Origin of the sequence: Micromonospora sp. NPDC049240 (genome assembly GCF_040647835.1) — a bacterium.
In the GTDB taxonomy this organism is placed as follows: Bacteria; Actinomycetota; Actinomycetes; order Mycobacteriales; family Micromonosporaceae; genus Micromonospora.
Window position 1 is genome coordinate 23037 of the sequence record NZ_JBEZCX010000026.1, and the last position, 19075, is coordinate 42111.

18 protein-coding genes and 1 tRNA gene are annotated in these 19075 nt (G+C 70.8%); 15 read left to right on the top strand and 4 right to left on the bottom strand.

Annotated features, from left to right (window positions below):
• Positions 1-187: 187 nt before the first annotated feature.
• From AB0B02_RS28860 to AB0B02_RS28895, 8 genes are all read left to right on the top strand, one after another.
• Positions 188-1111, top strand: coding sequence for an AAA family ATPase (locus tag AB0B02_RS28860; protein ID WP_091657002.1), 924 nt, complete (start codon positions 188-190; stop codon positions 1109-1111).
• Positions 1112-1152: 41 nt separating this feature from the next.
• The gene (locus tag AB0B02_RS28865; protein WP_357305557.1) at positions 1153-2106 is read left to right on the top strand and encodes a ScpA family protein; all 954 of its coding nucleotides are present in this window, start codon (positions 1153-1155) and stop codon (positions 2104-2106) included.
• A 25-nt stretch (positions 2107-2131) separates the two neighbouring features.
• On the top strand, positions 2132-3127 hold the full coding sequence (gene scpB, locus AB0B02_RS28870; RefSeq protein ID WP_357305560.1) for an SMC-Scp complex subunit ScpB: 996 nt from the start codon (positions 2132-2134) through the stop codon (positions 3125-3127).
• Positions 3114-3884 (top strand): pseudouridine synthase, encoded by a 771-nt coding sequence (locus AB0B02_RS28875; protein ID WP_281939860.1) that lies wholly within the window; start codon positions 3114-3116, stop codon positions 3882-3884. The genes scpB and AB0B02_RS28875 overlap by 14 nt, the downstream gene beginning before the upstream one ends.
• A gap of 173 nt (positions 3885-4057) precedes the next feature.
• A complete protein-coding gene (gene cmk / locus AB0B02_RS28880) occupies positions 4058-4738 on the top strand; it encodes a (d)CMP kinase (protein ID WP_281939862.1) in 681 nt (226 codons plus the stop codon).
• Between the two features lie 46 nt (positions 4739-4784).
• Positions 4785-6191, top strand: coding sequence for a ribosome biogenesis GTPase Der (gene der, locus AB0B02_RS28885; RefSeq protein ID WP_357305563.1), 1407 nt, complete (start codon positions 4785-4787; stop codon positions 6189-6191).
• Between the two features lie 167 nt (positions 6192-6358).
• A tRNA-Pro gene (locus tag AB0B02_RS28890) sits at positions 6359-6432 on the top strand.
• Positions 6433-6713: 281 nt separating this feature from the next.
• Positions 6714-7640, top strand: coding sequence for a hypothetical protein (locus AB0B02_RS28895; RefSeq protein WP_357305566.1), 927 nt, complete (start codon positions 6714-6716; stop codon positions 7638-7640).
• Positions 7641-8518: 878 nt separating this feature from the next.
• On the opposite strand, the gene AB0B02_RS28900 is transcribed toward AB0B02_RS28895, so the two are convergent.
• Together AB0B02_RS28900 and AB0B02_RS28905 are read right to left on the bottom strand one after the other, a co-directional pair.
• Positions 8519-8809, bottom strand: coding sequence for a hypothetical protein (locus AB0B02_RS28900; protein WP_357305569.1), 291 nt, complete (start codon positions 8807-8809; stop codon positions 8519-8521).
• Positions 8806-9126, bottom strand: a complete 321-nt coding sequence (locus tag AB0B02_RS28905; protein WP_357305572.1) for a hypothetical protein — start codon at positions 9124-9126, stop codon at positions 8806-8808. The genes AB0B02_RS28900 and AB0B02_RS28905 overlap by 4 nt, the downstream gene beginning before the upstream one ends.
• 579 nt (positions 9127-9705) lie before the next feature.
• Here AB0B02_RS28905 and AB0B02_RS28910 point away from each other — a divergent pair.
• Positions 9706-9840: a hypothetical protein gene (locus AB0B02_RS28910; protein ID WP_357305575.1), complete on the top strand. Its 135-nt coding sequence runs from the start codon at positions 9706-9708 to the stop codon at positions 9838-9840.
• A 206-nt stretch (positions 9841-10046) separates the two neighbouring features.
• Here AB0B02_RS28910 and AB0B02_RS28915 read toward each other — a convergent pair whose 3' ends face one another.
• Entirely contained in the window at positions 10047-11072 is a 1026-nt protein-coding gene (locus AB0B02_RS28915; RefSeq protein WP_357305578.1) for a family 43 glycosylhydrolase, read from the bottom strand.
• 220 nt (positions 11073-11292) lie between these two features.
• On the opposite strand from AB0B02_RS28915, the gene AB0B02_RS28920 reads away from it, so the two are divergent.
• The 3 genes from AB0B02_RS28920 (at position 11293) to AB0B02_RS28930 (ending at position 13800) form a co-directional block, all read left to right on the top strand.
• On the top strand, positions 11293-12168 hold the full coding sequence (locus AB0B02_RS28920; RefSeq protein ID WP_357305581.1) for an endonuclease/exonuclease/phosphatase family protein: 876 nt from the start codon (positions 11293-11295) through the stop codon (positions 12166-12168).
• Between the two features lie 232 nt (positions 12169-12400).
• A complete protein-coding gene (locus AB0B02_RS28925) occupies positions 12401-12739 on the top strand; it encodes a hypothetical protein (protein ID WP_357305584.1) in 339 nt (112 codons plus the stop codon).
• Positions 12740-12879: 140 nt separating this feature from the next.
• Positions 12880-13800 carry a LysR family transcriptional regulator gene (locus AB0B02_RS28930; protein ID WP_357305587.1) on the top strand — a complete coding sequence of 307 codons (921 nt, stop codon included), beginning with the start codon at positions 12880-12882 and terminating at the stop codon, positions 13798-13800.
• Positions 13801-14343: 543 nt separating this feature from the next.
• On the opposite strand, the gene AB0B02_RS28935 is transcribed toward AB0B02_RS28930, so the two are convergent.
• Positions 14344-14565: a hypothetical protein gene (locus AB0B02_RS28935; RefSeq protein WP_281939914.1), complete on the bottom strand. Its 222-nt coding sequence runs from the start codon at positions 14563-14565 to the stop codon at positions 14344-14346.
• Positions 14566-15365: 800 nt separating this feature from the next.
• Here AB0B02_RS28935 and AB0B02_RS28940 point away from each other — a divergent pair.
• Genes AB0B02_RS28940 through AB0B02_RS28950 form a run of 3 tightly spaced genes read left to right on the top strand, consistent with a single transcriptional unit; the run spans position 15366 to position 19065 of the window.
• The gene (locus AB0B02_RS28940; protein WP_281939916.1) at positions 15366-16526 is read left to right on the top strand and encodes a glycoside hydrolase family 36 protein; all 1161 of its coding nucleotides are present in this window, start codon (positions 15366-15368) and stop codon (positions 16524-16526) included.
• Positions 16523-17686, top strand: a complete 1164-nt coding sequence (locus AB0B02_RS28945) for an aminotransferase class V-fold PLP-dependent enzyme (RefSeq protein WP_357305591.1) — start codon at positions 16523-16525, stop codon at positions 17684-17686. The genes AB0B02_RS28940 and AB0B02_RS28945 overlap by 4 nt, the downstream gene beginning before the upstream one ends.
• Positions 17683-19065 (top strand): glycoside hydrolase family 36 protein, encoded by a 1383-nt coding sequence (locus AB0B02_RS28950; RefSeq protein WP_281939920.1) that lies wholly within the window; start codon positions 17683-17685, stop codon positions 19063-19065. The genes AB0B02_RS28945 and AB0B02_RS28950 overlap by 4 nt, the downstream gene beginning before the upstream one ends.
• Positions 19066-19075: the final 10 nt, after the last annotated feature.

Below are 19075 nucleotides of genomic sequence, written 5' to 3' on the forward strand. Positions count from 1 at the left end.
GAAGGTGGCTCAGCCTGACGGCCGGCCGACACGCCGACCCGCTGCCGAACGTGCTGCTCGCCCGTGGCGTACAGTCGGCATCGGCGCGGGCCTCCAGGTGCGACGGACCGGGGGTGCGCAGCGGCGCCGCGAGGGACGTCGGACGGCTCCGACGCCGGGTTGGTCGTCGGGAGGGGGCAACGAGGACATGGCAGGAAACGGTGACCGTGCCGAGACCTGGACGTCGGAGCTCCGTGAGCAGCAGGCGACGCTCGGCGCCGACCTCGGCCCCGCCGACCCGGCCGCGTACACGATGCGCAAGCCGATCCCGGAACCGATGCCGACCGACCGGCACGGCCCGGCGCGGATCATCGCGATGGCCAACCAGAAGGGTGGCGTCGGCAAGACCACGACCACCATCAACCTGGGCGCCGCGCTCGCCGAGTACGGCCGCAAGGTGCTGCTCGTCGACTTCGACCCGCAAGGTGCCCTCTCCGTCGGCCTGGGCGTCAACCCGCACAACCTCGACCTGTCGGTCTACAACCTGCTCATGCAGGACGACGTCACCGCCGAGGACGTCCTGATCAAGACCGACGTGGCCGGGCTGCACCTGCTCCCGGCCAACATCGACCTCTCCGCCGCCGAGATCCAACTGGTCAACGAGGTCGCCCGGGAGATGGCCCTGGCCCGGGTGCTGCGCACCATCCGCAAGGAGTACGACTTCATCCTGATCGACTGCCAGCCCTCGCTGGGCCTGCTGGCGATCAACGCGTTGACCGTGGCGCACGGCGTGCTCATCCCGCTGGAGTGCGAGTTCTTCAGCCTGCGCGGCGTCGCGCTGCTGCTGGACACCATCGACAAGGTGCGCGAGCGGCTCAACTTCGACCTCGAACTCGAAGGCATCCTCGCCACCATGTACGACAGCCGCACCACCCACTGCCGTCAGGTGCTGCAACGGGTGGTCGAGGCGTTCGGCGACAAGGTCTACCAGACCGTCATCACCAAGACGGTGAAGTTCCCCGAGTCGACGGTGGCCGGCGCGCCGATCACCACGCTCGACCCGGCCTCCTCCGGCGCGCGCAACTACCGGCAGCTCGCCCGAGAGGTGATCGCCGCCGAGACGGACCGGTAGGGCGTCCGCCACCCGCCCACCGCGTCGACTACGGTTTCCCGGTGACCGCGCTGCCCCTCGACCCGCCGCACGGCGCTGGCGACCCCGCCGAGGTCGACACCGGGCCCGCCGAGACCAGCGGTTTCACGGTCCGGCTGGACAACTTCACCGGCCCGTTCGACCTGCTGCTCCAGCTGATCAGCAAGCACAAGCTGGACGTCACCGAGGTCGCGCTGCACAAGGTCACCGACGAGTTCATCGCGTACCTGCGCGCCATGGGCGACCAGTGGGACCTGGACGAGACCAGCGAGTTCCTGCTGGTCGCCGCTACCCTGCTCGACCTGAAGGCGGCCCGGCTGCTGCCCTCGGCGGAGGTGGAGGACGAGGCGGACCTGGCGCTGCTGGAGGCACGGGACCTGCTTTTCGCCCGACTGTTGCAGTACAAGGCGTACAAGGAGGCGGCGGCGCACATCGCCGGGTTGGAGGCGGTCGGCGGTCGGCGCTACCCCCGGGCGGTCACCCTGGAACCCCGGTACGCCGAGGCGCTGCCCGACCTGGTGCTCGGCATCGGCCCGCAGCGGCTGCTCCGGCTCGCGGTCAAGGCGATGAGCCCGAAGCCGGTGCCCGAGGTGTCCATCGCGCACGTGCACATGGTCCGGGTCAGCGTCCGGGAACACGCCGGCATCATCGCCGAGCGGCTGCGCCGGGCCGGTGTCGCCACCTTCTCGCAGCTCTGCGCCGACTGCGAGATCACGCTGGAGGTGGTCGCCCGGTTCCTGGCGCTGCTGGAGCTGTACCGGCAGGGCCTCGTCGCGTTCGTGCAGGAGCAGGCGCTGGAGGAGCTGACGGTCCGCTGGACCGGCGCGGCCGAAGGCGACGCCGAGTTGACCGTCGACGAGTACGCGGGCGCACCCGAACCCACCAACACCCCCGAACCCGCCGACGTCGCCCAGAACAGCGGCGACGGACCGGCTGACGTCGCACCATCCGCTGCCGCCGCTGAGCCCGCGGGCTAGTCCGCACCGACGCAGGAGTGACCTGATGAGCGACGAGGAACGCCGGGACTCCCTGGCCGACCAGGCTGCCGCCTGGGTGCCTCCGTGGGCGCGCCCCACCCCGCCCGATCCCGCCCCGGACGACGCCTCCGTCGCCGAGCAGGAGACCCCCGAAGCAGATCTTGGAAGCAACGGGCCCCCAGAGGGGCCGAATTCTTCCAAGATCGCCGCGACTGGGTCGGATCTTGGTACGGGGGCGCCCTCTGAGGGGCGCGAGCGTACCAAGATCTCGGGCTTGGGCGGGACGGACGACGGTGATCTCTCCCCCGGAGCCGGCGCCGACGCGGCTGTCGACTGCGGCGTTCATGCGGCTGCCGGCGCAGGCGTCGGGCCGGCTGTCGACCGCGGTGTCGGCCCTGGCGGCGACGGGGGCGGCGTACCCCAGAGGCGGGGGCGGCGGCGGGCGGCGCCGGAGCCGGCGCCCGCGCCCGTCCTGGACGACGCGGAGCTGCGTGGCGCGCTGGAGGCGATCCTGCTGGTGGTGGACCAGCCGGTCAGCGAGCTGGTCCTGGCCGAGGTGCTGGAGCAGGCCCCGGAACGGGTCGGCGCGATGCTCGACGAGATCGCCGCCGGCTACACCTCGGCCGGGCACGGGTTCGAGCTGCGCCGCGCCGCGGGTGGCTGGCGTCTCTACACCCGGCCGGAATACGCCACCTACGTCGAGCGGTTCGTGCTGGACGGGCAGTCGGTCCGGCTGACCCAGGCCGCGCTGGAGACACTCGCCGTGGTCGCCTACCGCCAGCCGGTGACCCGGTCGCGCATCTCGGCCATCCGGGGTGTCAACTGCGACGGGGTGCTCCGTACCCTGGTGGGTCGCGGCCTGGTCGAGGAGTGCGGCACCGAAGCGGACAGCGGTGCGTTCCTCTACCGGACCACCACCATGTTCCTGGAGAAGCTGGGGCTCAACTCGGTGGACGACCTGCCGCCCCTGGCCCCGTTCCTGCCCGACGACGTAGAAGAGCTTGCCGATGCGACGCGATGACCGTGCCCCGAAGCCCGACGCCCCCGTGTACGAGAGCGCCGAGCGCCTCCAGAAGGTGCTCGCCGCCGCGGGGGTGGGCTCGCGGCGGGCCTGCGAGGACCTGATCTTCCGGCGGCGGGTCACGGTCAACGGCCGGGTCGCGCAGCTCGGTGACAAGGCCGACCCGCAACGCGACGTGATCCACGTCGACGGCGAGCGGCTCCAGGCCGACGTCCGCCTGGTCTACGTGGCGATGAACAAGCCGCGCGGGGTGGTCACCACCATGGCTGACGAGAAGGGCCGCACCGAGCTCGCCGACTTCATCGGCGCGCGGCTGGAGCAGCGGGTCTACCACGTCGGGCGACTGGACGCCGACAGTGAGGGCTTGCTCCTGCTCACCAACGACGGCACCCTCGCCCACAAGCTCATGCACCCGTCGTACGAGGTGCTCAAGACCTACCTCGCCGAGGTGGCCGGCCCGATCCCGCGCAACCTGGGCAAGCGGCTGACCGGCGGCGTCGAGCTGGAGGACGGGCCGGTGAAGGTCGACGGGTTCAAGGTGGTCGACACGCTGGGCAAAACCGCTCAGGTGGAGCTGACCCTGCACGAGGGACGCAAGCACATCGTCCGACGCCTGATGGCCGAGGTGGGACATCCGGTGTCCCGGCTGATCCGTACCTCGATCGGTCCGGTCAAGCTTGGCGACCTGCGCACCGGGCGGCTGCGGCGGCTGACCAACGCGGAGGTCGCCGCCCTGTTCAAGGCCGTGGGTGACTGACCGGAGACGACCGGGGTAGGGCGACCGGTAGGCTTCGACGCGGTCCGCGGGCCGGCGCGCACGCGCCCCCGACGGTCGCCCGCGCGGCGCGGGCATGATTGACGACGAGAAACCATCCGCTCAACGGCGTCGCTCCGTGACGACCTGCGAGGTACGGGCTGAGGAGGACAACGGTGGAGGAAAAGGTACCGGCCGGGCGTTGCGTGGTCGCGGTGGACGGGCCGTCCGGTTCGGGCAAGTCCACCGTGTCGCGGCGACTGGCGGTGAGCCTCGGCGCCCGCTACCTCGACACCGGCGCCATGTACCGGGCGCTGACCTGGGCGGTCCTGCGCTCCGGCGTCGAGCTGACCGACACCGAGTCGGTGGCCAAGGTCGCCGGCGAGGCCGACCTGCGCATCGGCACCGACCCCCAGGGGTACGCGGTCACCGTCGACGGCACCGACGTGTCCACCGACATCCGCGGCCCGGAGGTGACCGGCGCGGTCTCCGCGGTGGCCGCCGTGGGCGCGGTCCGGGAGCTGCTGGTGGACCGGCAGCGGCGGCTGGTCGCCGAGGCGGGCCGGATCGTGGTGGAGGGCCGCGACATCGGCTCGGTGGTGACGCCCGACGCCGACCTGAAGGTCTACCTGACCGCCTCCGAGTCGGCGCGTGCCCAGCGGCGCAGCGCCGAGGACGCCGCCGACGTCTCGGCGACCGCCGCCGACCTGGCCCGCCGGGACCGGCTCGACTCGACCCGCACCGTCAACCCGCTCCAGCAGGCTCCCGACGCCGTGGTGCTGGACACCACCGAACTGGGCATCGACGAGGTCGTCGCCCGCCTGCGTGACCTGCTCACCGAGCGGGGTGTGGCATGAACGGGTTCTCGCGGGCGCCGCAGGCGCGCACGAAGGGTGACTCGGCATGACCGACGACTTCGGTGGCTGGGTGGAGTTGCGTGAGCCGGAGGTCGAGGCCGACGAGCCGACCGGCCCGCAGCCCGTGGTGGCCGTGGTCGGCCGCCCCAACGTGGGCAAGTCCACGCTGGTGAACCGCATCATCGGCCGCCGCCAGGCGGTCGTCGAGGACATCCCCGGCGTGACCCGGGACCGGGTGCCGTACGACGCGCAGTGGAACGGTCGGGCGTTCACCGTGGTGGACACCGGCGGCTGGGAGCCCGACGCCAAGGACCGGGCCGCCGCCATCGCGGCCCAGGCCGAGGCGGCCGTGGCCACCGCCGACGTGGTGCTGTTCGTGGTGGACGCCATGGTCGGCTCGACCGACGTGGACGAGGCCGCGGTGAAGATGCTGCGGCGCAGCGCCAAGCCGGTGATCCTGGTGGGCAACAAGGCCGACAACACCACCATCGAGATGGAGGCGACCGCGCTGTGGTCGCTCGGCCTCGGTGAGCCGTTCCCGGTGTCGGCGCTGCACGGCCGCGGCTCCGGCGAACTGCTCGACGCCATCATGGCCGCGCTGCCCGAGGCGCCGCCGATCGTGGAGAACCGGCCGCGCGGGCCGCGTCGGGTGGCCCTGGTCGGCCGACCCAACGTCGGCAAGTCCAGCCTGCTCAACCGGTTCTCCGGCGAGGAGCGGGCGGTGGTCGACTCGGTCGCCGGCACCACCGTCGACCCGGTGGACAGCCTGGTCGAGATCGGCGGCGAGACCTGGCAGTTGGTGGACACCGCCGGCCTGCGCAAGCGGGTCGGCAAGGCCAGCGGCACGGAATACTACGCCAGCCTGCGTACCGCCTCGGCGATCGAGGCGGCCGAGGTGGCGGTGGTGCTGCTGGACTCCAGCGAGGTGATCAGCGAGCAGGACCAGCGGATCCTCACCATGGTGGTGGAGGCCGGCCGGGCCCTGGTCATCGCGTTCAACAAGTGGGACCTGGTCGACGCCGACCGCCGCTACTACCTGGACAAGGAGATCGACCGGGAGCTGCGGCGGATCCCGTGGGCGATCCGGCTGAACCTGTCCGCGCAGACCGGCCGGGCGGTGGACAAGCTCGCCCCGGCGTTGCGCAAGGCGCTCGCGAGCTGGGAGACGCGGATCCCCACCGCGCAGCTCAACCAGTGGCTCACCGCGCTGGTCCAGGCCACCCCGCACCCGGTACGTGGCGGGCGCGCCCCGCGCATCCTGTTCGCCACCCAGGCCGGGGTGGCGCCGCCGCGGTTCGTGCTGTTCACCACCGGCCCGCTGGACGCCGGCTACCAGCGGTTCGTGGAGCGCAAGCTGCGCGAGGAGTTCGGCTTCGAGGGCAGCCCGATCGACATCTCGGTGCGCCCGCGCAAGAAGTTGGGCCCGGGCGGTCGCGGCAAGGCGCACGGCTGAGCGGTGCCATGGAGAAGCCGCCGGGGCCCGCCCCGGCGGCTTCTTTCCTAGGACGCTTTAGGGGGAGTGACGCCGGCCCGTGCGTCGCCGAGGGGCCCTGTGCGTACGGTGCGAAGATCTTGCGCTAAGCTGTACCGGCTGCCGCGGGGAACGACGCGCGGGGGCATCGGGACGTGGCGCAGCTTGGTAGCGCACTTGACTGGGGGTCAAGGGGTCGTCGGTTCGAATCCGGCCGTCCCGACGCAGGTCAAAGGGCTGATCCGGATACCGGGTCGGCCCTTTCTGGCGTTCTGGGGACCACGCCGGTCAAGTGGGCCACCCGGTAGCGCTCCTTGACCGCTGGTCAAGTTTCAGGTGACGAACCGGGTCATCTGTCGAGCTTTTCGTTTTCTGGATCAAGGTGCCGCGCAAGCGCGGCACGGCCGGCACACCGGCCCCTCGTTGATCACCTGTCGCAACGGCGCTCCGTTCCGTACGCTGCTGCTCGGAATCGACTGAGGTTGTCCAGGAGGCAAGGCTTAAGTGTCGATCGCGATGCAACAAGTGTGGAGGCCATCTGCGGGTGCGCCCCACCCGAAGGGCCAGCCTCTGTGGTGGACTGTCGGCCCGGCAGGAGAACTCGCGGTTCTGTTCGTTCGCCGTCGGCACCTGACCCATACCCCTTACATCGCGGGCTGGGTCGGTTGGGGAGCGGACGTTCCGTTCGATGCGGCCTTGGTGGTACGGGATGTCGACGGATCGGTCCGACGCCAGCCGATCAACCAGATCACGATGCGCCCCAGTCACATCGGGCTCTTGCCGGATGGCCGGCTTCTGATCGTGAGTGGCCGCGCCCCTAAGGACGAGCACGGGGCATGGGCCCCGAACGCCGTCGTGTACTCACCGGATGGGCGGCTGGAAGATTCTTTCTGCATGGGCGACGACATCGACGTCCTGGTGACCGACGCCGCTGGGGCGATCTGGACTGCCTACGGCGATGAGGGCATCTACGGCGGGCATCCGCAGTCGTCTGGAGGCCTAGCCGGCTGGAGCGGCCGAGGTCGCAGCATCTGGACGCCGGACGGACGTCTCCCCGAATGGCCATTGGCCGGGTGCGCAGCCGCCACGGAATCCGGCTATGTCTGGCTGGCGTGGTATGCCAGCTCCCGCGAGGGCCATACGTTCCTTACCCGGATCACGCCGCGAACGGGCGAGGCAACCACCTGGCAGAGCCCAGTTCGTTCCCCCGACGGGCTGGCCGTACGCGGGAATCAGGCGATTCTGACCCGGCGCGAGCACAACAAGCGGTCCACCGAGGTCATCCGTGCCCAGTTGGTGGAGGATTCATGGGCCGTTACGGAACGAGAGAAGGTTCGGGTGCCGGGACGGGTCGTCATGCGGTGCGGCCAGGGCCGCGAGGGCTCGCTGTGGCTCCGCGCAGGCAAGACTTGGCTCCGAGCGGAGGCTTGACCCTTGGGTTCGTGCCAGCACCGTCGAGAGGCCGGCCAAGGAAGGGATGGGACACCGGATCCAGCAGTGTTACCCGCAGGGTCCTGGGGGACGGCCGCAACGACGGGGACCAAGTGGGGACCACACGGCCTGCGCGATGGTACGCGGCACGACGTCGACCGCACGGCCTGATCTTGGGGATAGCGTGCGTGACGTGCGTGGACGTGTGGCGGATCGTCCTGGGGGTCAAGGGGTCGTCGGTTCGAATCCGGCCGTCCCGACAGCGAGAGGGTTCCCGCAGGTCAGCCTTGCGGGAGCCCTCTTTTCATTGGCCTGGCGCAACCTGTCGCCGTTTAAGGCGCTGCTGAAACCCTTGACTCGGGTAGTTTTGCGAGCCGATTTTGGCTGTCTCTCTGTGCACCGGCTGGTATGCGCGCTGCATCGGCGTGGCGTAGTCGCTGCTGGATCACTAAACGGCAGGCGATTTCGGACAGAAAGGGCGTGATTTTCTGTGCCACTCTTGTGGGTCATGTGGTCGCGACCCGCGGCAACGACGACATGATCACCACGCGATGGGCATCGTCCGGGTCGACGATCTGATCGCTGCTGTGCCGGCTCGGGCATGGCGCCGGCGCCCACGGTCCCCGTGAGTACTGGTGGGCGCGGGTGCCGGTGCGTATCGGCTGGCAGCCCGGCTGCGAGCTCTGGCTGCTCGCCCCTCGCAGCATCAGCACCGGCGAGATCGCCTACTACGTCTGCTGCGGGCAGCTATCCGGCCGACACCGGGATGGCGTCAACCATGGCGATGAACTGCGGAGACTTCAGATCAGGCAGGTGCGGCCGGAGTACTAGGCCGTCACGGCCCGATCAGGACACCCCTGTCCCGCCACGAGGCACGGTCAGCAGAACCAGCCGTCCTGCACCCAGCCACGCCGGTTGATGTGACCGTAGGCAAACCCGTAGACGTAGCCGCCGCTGCGGGGACCCTCGACCAGGAACGTCTGACCCTGATAGAGGGTGCCCATCCAGGCGCCGACGGGCTGAGTGCGGACGAACAGGTCACTCGCGCACACCGTTTCCCGGTCCCCGATCGTGCCGTTGGCGGCCTGCGCCGGGGTCGGCATGGCGAGTGTCGCGGCGACGCCTGCTACCAGCAGGCCGGCGGTCACCCGGGTGCTACGCCGGCTCACCACGAGTCGTACCCACCGATACACTCGACGCGCAGGTAGCCCCAGTCGTTGGGGCCGAAGTCGAAGGAAGCCGCCCACCCGTTGTAGACCGGGTGCGCCCCCGGCGTGTGGCCGATCTTGTTGCCGTAGACCAGGGTGCGCTTCAGGCCGCTCGGACCGCCGGCGGAGTCGTAGTTGGCGTAGAAGCTGGCGCTTTGGCAGAGCACGATGGCGTGCCGTGGCACCACCGGGTCGGCCTGGGCCGGCGTGGCGCCCAGGGCGATCGTTGTCGCTCCGATGGCCAAAGCGGCGGCCCTCGCGCGCTTTCGTCGGGGCATGCCCACCTCCCGTACGGCGAAACTTTCCTACCGGAAACCCTACCGACGGGGTTGATAAATGTCGATGGGAGTGGTGGCCGAGCGGGCTCCCGAGGTGTCTTCGGTGGCCACCCGGGCGTGGACGGGAGCCGACCTCACGCTGGAGGTCACTGACCTGAAACAGGCCCTAGGCGCCTATTAGGGGAGTGTCGAGGTCAGACTGTCAATGAAGTGGCGTGGACTTGCCGCAGTCGGGAAAGGCGCAATAGCCGTTAGCTCCCTGGATGTAGGGGTGACGTCGGCTAGTGGTCGTTGATCCTCGCGCGGTGGGGCGACGTTTGGTGTTTGAATCCGGTCCGGTGGTCGGACCAGGTTTGTCCGGCTGTCGGACCAGCGCTAGTTCTGTGGCCGGACCAGTCGGCGGCTGTGGGGGAATTCGCAGCCGCATCCCGGTCGAGGCTGACCACCGGCGGTCATCGTAGCGGGATTCCGGCGCTGGGCGGGTGCTGCCATACTCGGCAGTGGCGCTGGTGGATGCCACCGGCCTGGGGGGACGCCTCCGCACCATGCGGACGGCGCGGACCGACCCCGGAGGCCAGTATGGACGCCGTCCCCCTCACCCACCTGGTCGACCTGCTCAGCGGCCTGCTGCAACTGGGTACTGCCGCGCTCAGCCTCGCCGCGGTCGTGGTTGCCCGGCCGGGCCGCCGGTCGGGCCGGCCGGGCGACGAGTGACACCGGTCGGGCCGCCGGCGGCCGTCAAGGGGGCCGGCCCCGGCGGCCCGATCACCGCGACGTGCCGACGCCTGGCGTCGGGCCGGGCCGTCAGCGCGAGGTGCCGACGTGCGGCGTCGGGCCGGGCCGTCAGCGGAACGCGCCGACGCGCGGTGTCGCGTCGTCCGCACACCGAAAGGTGCCCCGCGCGGTGTCGAGCCGGGCTGTCACAGGAACGCGCCGACGCGCGGCGTCGCGCCGTCCCAGCGGAAGATCGCGGCGTACAGCGCGCGGCGGGCGGTGCTGGGCAGCGAGCCGTCGGCCTGCTGTCGGCACGGCGCGGTGCCGGCGCAGATCCAACCGTGCAGGAAGATCCGCTGCTCGTCGTCGACCAACGCGGGGACGAGGTCGGCGCCGCCCGGGCCGCAGATCCCGGTGCCGCCGGTGGTGAGCAGCGGGCGCTCCGTCCTGCCGTGGAAGTCCCACCGGTCGGTGGAGGTGAGATAGACGGTGGCGTAGCTGCAGTTCTGGTAGCCGTACCGGGAGGCGAACAGCACGAATGTGGAGCCGCGTTGGCGCAGCACCGGGTTCTCGATGATCCCGTCGCTGCGGACCAGTTCGCGGCTGACGGTGCCGACCCCGCGGGTGCCGGTGTCGTCGACCCGCAGCATCCGGATCGACGAGGGTGTCTGCTGCGTCTTGTAGAGCACGAACCGGTGGCCGTCGGCGTCCTCGAAGGGCGACGGGTCGATCACGCCGGCGGCGGCGACCGGCCGTCCGGGCACCGCGTCGTCGGCGTCGTGCGCGCCACCCGGGCAGATCAGGGGCGCGGCGCCGACCGGGGTGTACGACCCGGTGGCGGTGTCGGCGGTAGCGGCGCCGATGCACCGCTGCCCGTCCTTGCCCTTGGCCGGCGCCGAGTAGTAGAGCACCCACCCGGTGGCGGTATGGACCGCGTCCGGCGCCCACACCGCACCGCTCTCGGCCCAGTCGGGCACCGAACCGAGCACCGCGCCCAGGTCGGTCCACGGTCCCGACGCGGTGTCAGCCCGGTACGCCGGGGCCCGGCCGCCGGTGGCGAACACGACGAAGGCGTCGCCCTGTCTGACCACTCCGGGATCGGCGATCCCGCCGGCTGGCGCGTACACCGGTTGCGGGGTGGCGGCCGCGGCGGGCGCGGCGGCGACGCCTACCGCGACCACCGCCGCCAGGACGGCGGCCAGGAACGGGCGTCGGGTCCCTCGTGGACGCATGGGTCTCCTCAGCGCGACAGCGGTGCGGCGGGTGGTGTCGGTGGGCACCGCCGAGCGTGCCGGTAGCACCGCCCGGCTGTCAACAATCGCCATTCAGTCCGGCCAATGTGGTGCTAATGTGCAGCTGCGGTAGCCGAGCTGCCCGGCCTGCGGCGATCCGGGCGATTCCCCTTCCGAGCCGCGACGCGCCGGTCCGCACCCCTCGGGAAGGGATTGCCCCATGCAACACAGAAGACGGTGGTCGGCACGCAGCGCGGGCGCCCTCGTCGGCACGGCCGTGCTACTGGTGAGCCTGGTGCCGGCGGCTCCCGCCGCCGCCGCGAACGCCACCTTCAGGGCGGCGACGCTGAACATCCTCTACGAGCTCAACCAGGCCCAGTTCACCCAGGACCTGCAACTGATCACGTCCCGGGCGGACCTGGTCGGCCTCAACGAGGTGGGCAACCGCCGGGCGTTCCTGCAGGACTGGGCCGCCGCGAACGGCTGGTGGCTGTACGCGCCCGAGCCGACCCAGGCGGCCAACGAGGCGCTGCTGGCCCGCAAGAGCATGTTCGATGTGCTCGACAAGGGGTCAGACTTCGTGTGCGACACCAACGGACCGGGCGAGGTGCCACCGGCCCGGTACAACAACTGGGTCCGCTACCGGCACAAGCCGACCGGGCGCAGCGTCTTCCACCTCAACGCGCACGCCAACGCCAGCATCGAGAGCGGCGGGCGGCCCGAGGACCTGCCGCGTACCCGCTGCGCCGAACAGCAGTTCCAGGCCCTCAAGGACCTGGCGGCCAGCAAGAAGGACGCCGGCCAGGTCATCGTCAGCGGTGACCTCAACGTCGACTTCAGCGCCGACCGCGCCTACGGGTACGCGAAGTTCCCGTGGCAGGTCTTCGAGGCCAACGAACTGCCCAACCTGCGGTCCTGCTACAACCTCTACGGCGAGAAGGGGACCGGGACGCACGGCAACCGGCACATCGACTACATCTACTTCTGGAAGCGTGTCGAGGAATACCGCGAGATGTGGATGACCGACTATGCCATCGTGGGCGGCACCAATTCCGACCACAACGGGGTGGTCGCCACCTTCAGCATCACGCCGTGATCCCCGGGGGCGGTGTCCCAACGAGCCCGCGGTCGTGACCGGGACCGGCTTCGTGGTCGCCGACCCGGCTGACGGCCGGGCGGTCAGCCCAGCGCGAGCGGCAGTCGTCCGGCCAGCCGGCCGAGTGCGGCGTGCTCCGCGTCGGTCGACGGTGGCCACGGGCCGGGTCGGCTTGCGGTCGGCGAGGAACACCGGTCCGCGAGCGCGGCCGGCGAGTAGCCGGGGCGGCAGCATGGCGGCGCCGGTCTGCCAGGACGCCCACTCGGTCTTGCCGCCCTTGGACACCATGCGTGCGCGTTTGCTGGCCAGGTCGAGGTCGCCGTTCCTCGGCGCGGGCGAGACGATCGAGGGGACCTTCGAGGGCGTGGCCGTCTGCTCGATGCCGACGATCTGCACCGCGAGCGACGCCCAGCGGGCGACGAACATGGCATACCCGCCGGCGTACGACCTGAAGGTCCGCAAGGAGCGGGAGGGCATGACCTGCCGGCTGTACTGGTCCACCGATGGCACCCGTAACACCAGTGGGCCGAACTTTGTCTATGTCAAGTACTGGGTCATCTGCCGGCTCTGAGGTCGGCTCACCGTGACTGGCGTGCCGCCCCGCCCTCGGCGGGGCGGCACGCCACCATCTGCGGGCTCGGCGACCTATCACCGGCAGTCATGGGTGGGACCGTTCGGACAGGCTGTGCCGCACGTCGATGGGGGAGCGCTATGGAGATCGACGCCGTGCTGCTGACGACCCTCCGCACCGTGAAGCGAGAGCGGTCGGTGCCTCGCGCCGCCGCGTCGCTGCACGTTCACCGGACAGTCGTCGGTCGCCGTCTGTCCCTGCTTGAGAGCCGGCTGGGGATCGAACTCGTTCACCGAGGCACCGGCGAGCTCACCTTGACCCCCGCAGCGCAGATCCTGGTGTCCGAGGCCGAGCGTATGCACGAGCACAGCGCCCGGGCGCTCAACCGCGCCCGCCGTGCCGCCACCCGATTCACCAGGATGCCGAGAACCCTGGGGATCGCCATTCTGGACGACCGGATCTCGCACGAGCTGACGGCTCTGGGTGCTGCCCTCACCATGCCCGGTCTGGCTGACCGGGTCGCGTTCCGCCGCTATCCGTACGCCGACCTGCTGGAGACCGTTCGCGACGGTCGGTGTGAATTGGCGGTGGGGTGGTCACCTACCCGCCGTTCCGCCCTGCGTGGCCTGCGAGCCGTGGCGTGGGGGCGCTTTCCCCGCATGGTCCTGGCGCCCAGCGGTCACTCCATCATCGCCGGGGCGAGCTGCCTGATCTCCCAGCTGAAGGACCAGCCGCTGCTCGGGTTCGACGCGAAGGTGGGTGACCGGGCGGCCCACTATTGGACGCTTGGCCGGCAACGACGCAGAACGACACGCTCGGGCGCGGAGCTGCTGCGTTGTCGCAGTCGGCACCTTGACGAGCATTACGAGTTGGTCGGGGCGGGCGTCGCCCTCGCCGTCGCCCCCGCACCGTTGGCCGACTCGGGGGACGCGCGCCACGCCGCCGTCCCCATCCGGGATCTCGCCCCCGCCACGCGGATGCTCGTCTGGAACGCCGCTCACGAGAACACCCTCGGGCTCACGGTGCGACGGTTTCTGACCGACCAGCAGTCGCCCCCGTGACGAGCTTCAACACATCGGAGGCCATCCGACACGTGACCGTGGGACCAGGAACGACCTGCCGGCGGCTGGGAGCAACGTACGTAGCAGCCTGACCGGTCGCCAAGCGGTACGGGCAGTGCGAGCGGTCATTGCGACCGTGCGCGCGAACAGGGTCGCCACCCCGCGGATGCCAGCGGCGGTTACGGTCGCCGGTACGGCGGGACCGCCTCCCGGTCGCGCGGGGCCCTGGACCCGGCCGACGTATCGCCAACCGCCGCGCTGCCAGGGAGATATGGGCGAGCTTGTCGAAGACCGATGTGGGAAAACCGGTCCACCCGACGACAGCTCAGCACCGCACGCATGACGAAAAACGGCCCTCTGATCCAGATATCAGAGGCGCCAGTCGAAGACGCGTACGAGGAGTCCGAAACACGGAGTCCTCGGAGAGCGGGCTGTCGCACCACCGGACCTGATCATCGCAGGAGGCGTGTAGCCCGGCATTGCTCAGGGCCCCGACCCGGTCGAGCCCTGAGCAATGCCGAAACCCCGGTAGCGCGGGGAGCGCTACCGGTACTTGTAGGAAATGAGTGCCCAGAAGTTGCCGTACGCATTGGTGCAGGTCGAGTAGTTCCAGTACGCGGTGTACTGAGGGCGAGACGCGAAGTCACGCATCTCGCTCAGGCACACCCCGGACTCGAAGTAGGTGCCCAACGTGTACCAGCCGGGGCGGGAGTTGTTGGACGGCACCGAGTAGGCGGAGGCGGGCGCGGCAATCGCGAGGGACATGGCACCGGCAGCCAGGCTGGCAATGCCAATCCGGCCCGCTTGGCGCAGTCGGTTGCGGGGCATGGTGGACTCCTCGATCTGGTGAGCACGAAACGAGCGTTCCTGCAAATGCGGGCTTGCGCCGCCGAGTGCTTAGATACGCCGTTCCTACTCGCTTCCAACGTTTGTGACCCCAAATTTACCAAGCTTCATAGCCGCCGGGCAACGAAACAATTCGTCAACAGTTAATTGTAATTGGACATTGTCGTTTACCAGTACGCTGGACCGTTCGACGGTGCGGCTGCCGGCCGGGTCGGCGATGAGCCGGTTGGGCGTGGCCGTTCACCTCGGTGGACGTGGTGGCATGCGTGCTCGACCCCGTGCCGCAAGGGGTCGGCTACCCGCTGTCGGTGGCGCCCTTCGGGGCTCGGGTTCTGCTCGCGGTTGCTCACGGGCAAGGCGGCGAGCTGGATGGCGCTGACCTGCGCCGACGCGTAACGCGGAGGGGCCGTTTGGTCATCGGCGTCTCCCCCGAACGGCCCATCCCACCCCAATAGTCATACAGTACGGTTCTTGTGGCACGAGCTGCCCGTCCTGTGGGCCCAACGAAGGTGGTGACCGCTGTGCTCGACGGCTTCGGAACGTTCGACGAGCTTGCTCGAATTCCCGTCGATCCCGGCAGCGCCCGGGTGTTCGAGAATGGCTGGAGCTCCTTCAGCCCATCCGGTTTCTACGCTGCGTCAGACACCTCTCCCAGGGCCAAGACAGCCCTGTGGCAGATGACCTCCTACCGGCCTGGGCGGCCGGGCCCGGAGCGCGGCATGCAGGGGGAGGGCCTGCTCGCCGTTGCGCCGCACCCCGACGGGCCGGTGCACATCTTCTCCGCCGGCGACCTGACCACGATGCCGTCGATCCGGGCCGAGCTGGACGGCGCCGCCGTGCGGGTCACCGCCGACGGTCCCGTCGAGCACACCGTGGACGCCGGCGTGGGCGGCATCGAGCCTGCCCTCGCTCGCTGGGCGCAGACCTACGCCGCCCGCCACGGCGCCGCCTTCCAGCCGGAGTACCCGACCGTCTGGTGCCCCTGGTACCAGTACTTCACCAAGCTCACCGAAGCTGACATGTACGAGAACATCGACGCGATCGACGAGCTCGACCTGGCGGTCGACGTGGTCGCCGTCGACGATGCCTTCCAGAAGGAGATCGGCGACTGGCTCGCCCTGTCGGACCGGTTCAGTTCCCTGCCCCGTCTGGTCGACCGCATCCACGCCAGCGGTCGCCGTGCCGGGGTGTGGATCGCCCCGCTGTGGGTGGGGGCTCGCTCCGACCTCTACCGCGACCACCGGGACTGGTTGGTCCAGGGTGCCGACGGCGAACCGCTCTGGTGCGGCAACAACTGGGATCAGGATCTCTACGCCCTCGACGTGACGCATCCCGGTGCCGCCGCCTACCTGACGGAGGTCTTCGAGACCTGGCGCGGCTACGGCTTCGACTACTTCAAGGCGGATTTCCTCTTCGCGGGCGCGGTGGGCGGTCGACGGCACGCCGAGATCGGCGCGCTCGAGCACTACCGGCTGGCGCTGCGGATGATCCGCGAGGCGGTCGGCGCGGACGCCACCCTGCTCGGCTGCGGCGCGCCGCTGCTGCCCAGCATCGGACTGGTGGACGCCATGCGGGTCAGCTGCGACGTGGACAGCCACTACGCGCCGGCCAGTGGGGACATCAGCCAGCCGTCCCAGGCCGGCGCGCTGCTGTCCGGCCGGTCCCGGGCGTTCATGCACGGCCGGTTCTGGCACAACGACCCCGACTGCATCATCGTCCGGCCGGAGGTGGAGCGCCGGGAGGAGTGGGCGGAGCACATCCGTCGCCACAGCGGCGTACGGGCGGCCAGCGACCGCCTGCGCGGCCTCGACGACTGGGGCCTGCGGACCACCCGGGAGCTGCTCGTCCGCTCGACGGCCACCCCGCTGGTCCCGGCGTGACCGTCGGCGATCACGCGACGCCCGCCATCACCGGTGGTGACCCGCTGGCTGGCTGGCTCGCCGAGTGCGACGAGCCGACCGGCTACCTGGACTTCGCCCGGATCGGGCCGCCGCTGGTCGCCGTCCGGGCGGCACGCGCGCGAGCGTTGACGGACGCCACCCGGGCCGCGCCCGGCTGGCTGGAGCGCCTCGACGCCACCGCGGTCGATACCCGTCACCGGGCGGGCGCACTGTGTGGCGTGCCGGCGTCAGCGGTCGCGTTGGTCCCGTCCACCACGGCGGGGCTCTTCGCCGTCGCCTTCGGTCTGCCGGGAAACGGCACCATGCTCGTGCCCGAGGGGGAGTTCCCGGCCAACGTGGTGCCGTGGCTGCGGGCCGCCGACCGGGGCGGTCCCCGGGTGCGGCGGGTTCCTCGGTCGGGCGACGGCCGGCTGGTCCCGGCGGCGGTCCGGGAGCGGCTCGACGGCGGGGTCGTGGGGCTCACCGTCAGTGCCGTCGACTACGCCACCGGGCACCGCCGTGACCTGGCCGCGCTGCGGGCGCTCCTGGGCCCCGAGCGGCTGCTGGTGGTCGACGCGATCCAGGGGTACGGCGTCGACGAACTGGACCTCGCCGTGGCGGACGTCGTGGTGTCCGGCGGCCAGAAGTGGCTCCGCGCCGGCTGGGGGGCGGCGGTGCTGGCCGTCCGACCCGAGGCGGCCGACCGGGTGTCGGCAGTCCTGGGCGGTTGGCCGGGGCTGATCGACCCGTACGGCGAGCACTGGCCCGCCGAGACGACCGACGAGACGGGCCGTCTGCTCATGAGCAACACCGATCCCGAGGCGGTGGCCGGGTTGGGCGCCGCTCTGGCGTTGGCGTCCAGGGCCGGGCTGTCGGCGCTGACCAGCCGGCTCAGGGCGGTGGTCGACGAGGTCCGTACCCTTCTGCTCGCGGCCGGCGCCGAGGTCCGCGGCGCCTCGTGGCCGCGCGTCGAGCGAGGTCCGATCGTGGCGTTCCGGATGCCGGGCGAGACGCCCGAGGTGACGCAGGCGCGGTTGACGGCCGCCGGACTCACTGTCGCGGTGCGCGGTGACGCCGTCCGGCTCTCGCCGCACGTCTCCACCACCTCGGCCACACTGACCGTCCTGTCGCGCGCGCTGCGGTACGGGGCGGACCGGTGAACCGGTTCGCGGTGGTGACCGAGGTGCCCGCCGATCTGCGTCGGGCCCGGGTCTACGAGTTCGGCTGGCAGTCGTGGAGCCCCACCGGGGTGTATCCGGCGTCGGCCCGCTCGCCCCGTCCGCCGCAGGCGTGGCGGCAGACCAGCGGCTACCGGCCGGGTCGGCCCGCACCGCCGGCGGGTTTCCAGGGCGAGGGTCTGCTCGCCGTGCAGGCGGACCCGGACGCTCCGGTGCATCTCGTGGCTCTGCCCGACCACGGCGGAGCCGTGCCGACCATCCGTGCCGAGGCCACCGGGGACCGGCTGCTGGTCAGCGCCGACGGCCCGGTGGAGGTGACGGTGGACCCCGGGCCCGGTGGGCTGTACGGGGCGTTGTCCCGCTTCGCCGACCGGTACGCCGTGCGGGCCGGGGTAGGGCAGATCCGGCCCTGTCCGCCCGCCTGGGCGAGCTGGTACCACTACTTCACCGAGTTCACCCATGCGGACCTGGTGGAGAACCTGCGGGCGATGGACGACCTGGCGTTGCCCATCGAGGTGGTCCGGGTGGACGACGCCTTCCAGGCCGGTATCGGGGACTGGCTCGAGCTCTCCGACGGATTCGACTCGCTGCCGGGGTTCGTGGGACGGATCCGGGACACCGGCCGGCGAGCCGGTCTGTGGATCGCACCGCTGCTGGTGGGCGCGGAGAGCAGGTTGTTCCATGATCATCCGGACTGGGTGGTCCGGGCGCCCGACGGCAGTCCGTTGGTCGCCCTGCACAACTGGGGTCAGGACTGCTTTCCGCTGGATGTCACCCATCCGGCCGCCGCGGCGTACCTGCGGACCGTACTGGAGACCTGGGTCGCCCACGGCGCCTCGTACCTCATGGTGGACTTCATGTTCGCCGGGGCGCTCGACGGGCGGCGACACCGTGCGGACGTCGACGGACTGCAGGCGTACCGGGACGGGCTGCGGCTGATCCGCGACGCGATCGGGCCGGAGACGTACCTCCAGGGCTGTGGGGCTCCGATGTTCCCCTCGGTGGGTCTGGTGGACTCGATGCGGGTCGGCCCCGACGTGGCGCTGGACTGGGAGCCGGCCGGTGGGGACATGTCCCGTCCGGGGCTGGCCCCGGCCGCGGCGACCAGCATCGGTCGTGCCTTCACCCAGGGTCGGTTCTGGGTCAACGACGCCGATTGTCTGATCGTGCGTCCGGAGATCCCACGCCGACGCGAATGGGCGGCGGTGGTGGCGGCGGTCAGTGGCGCCCGGATCTCGTCCGATCGGCTGACCGCCCTGGACGGGCCAGGCGTGGAACTGACCCGTGAGCTGCTGTCGGGGGCGACCGACCGACCGTTCGTCGGCCAATCCGTTACCGGCCAGCTGTTGACTCACCCCTAATAGTCATACT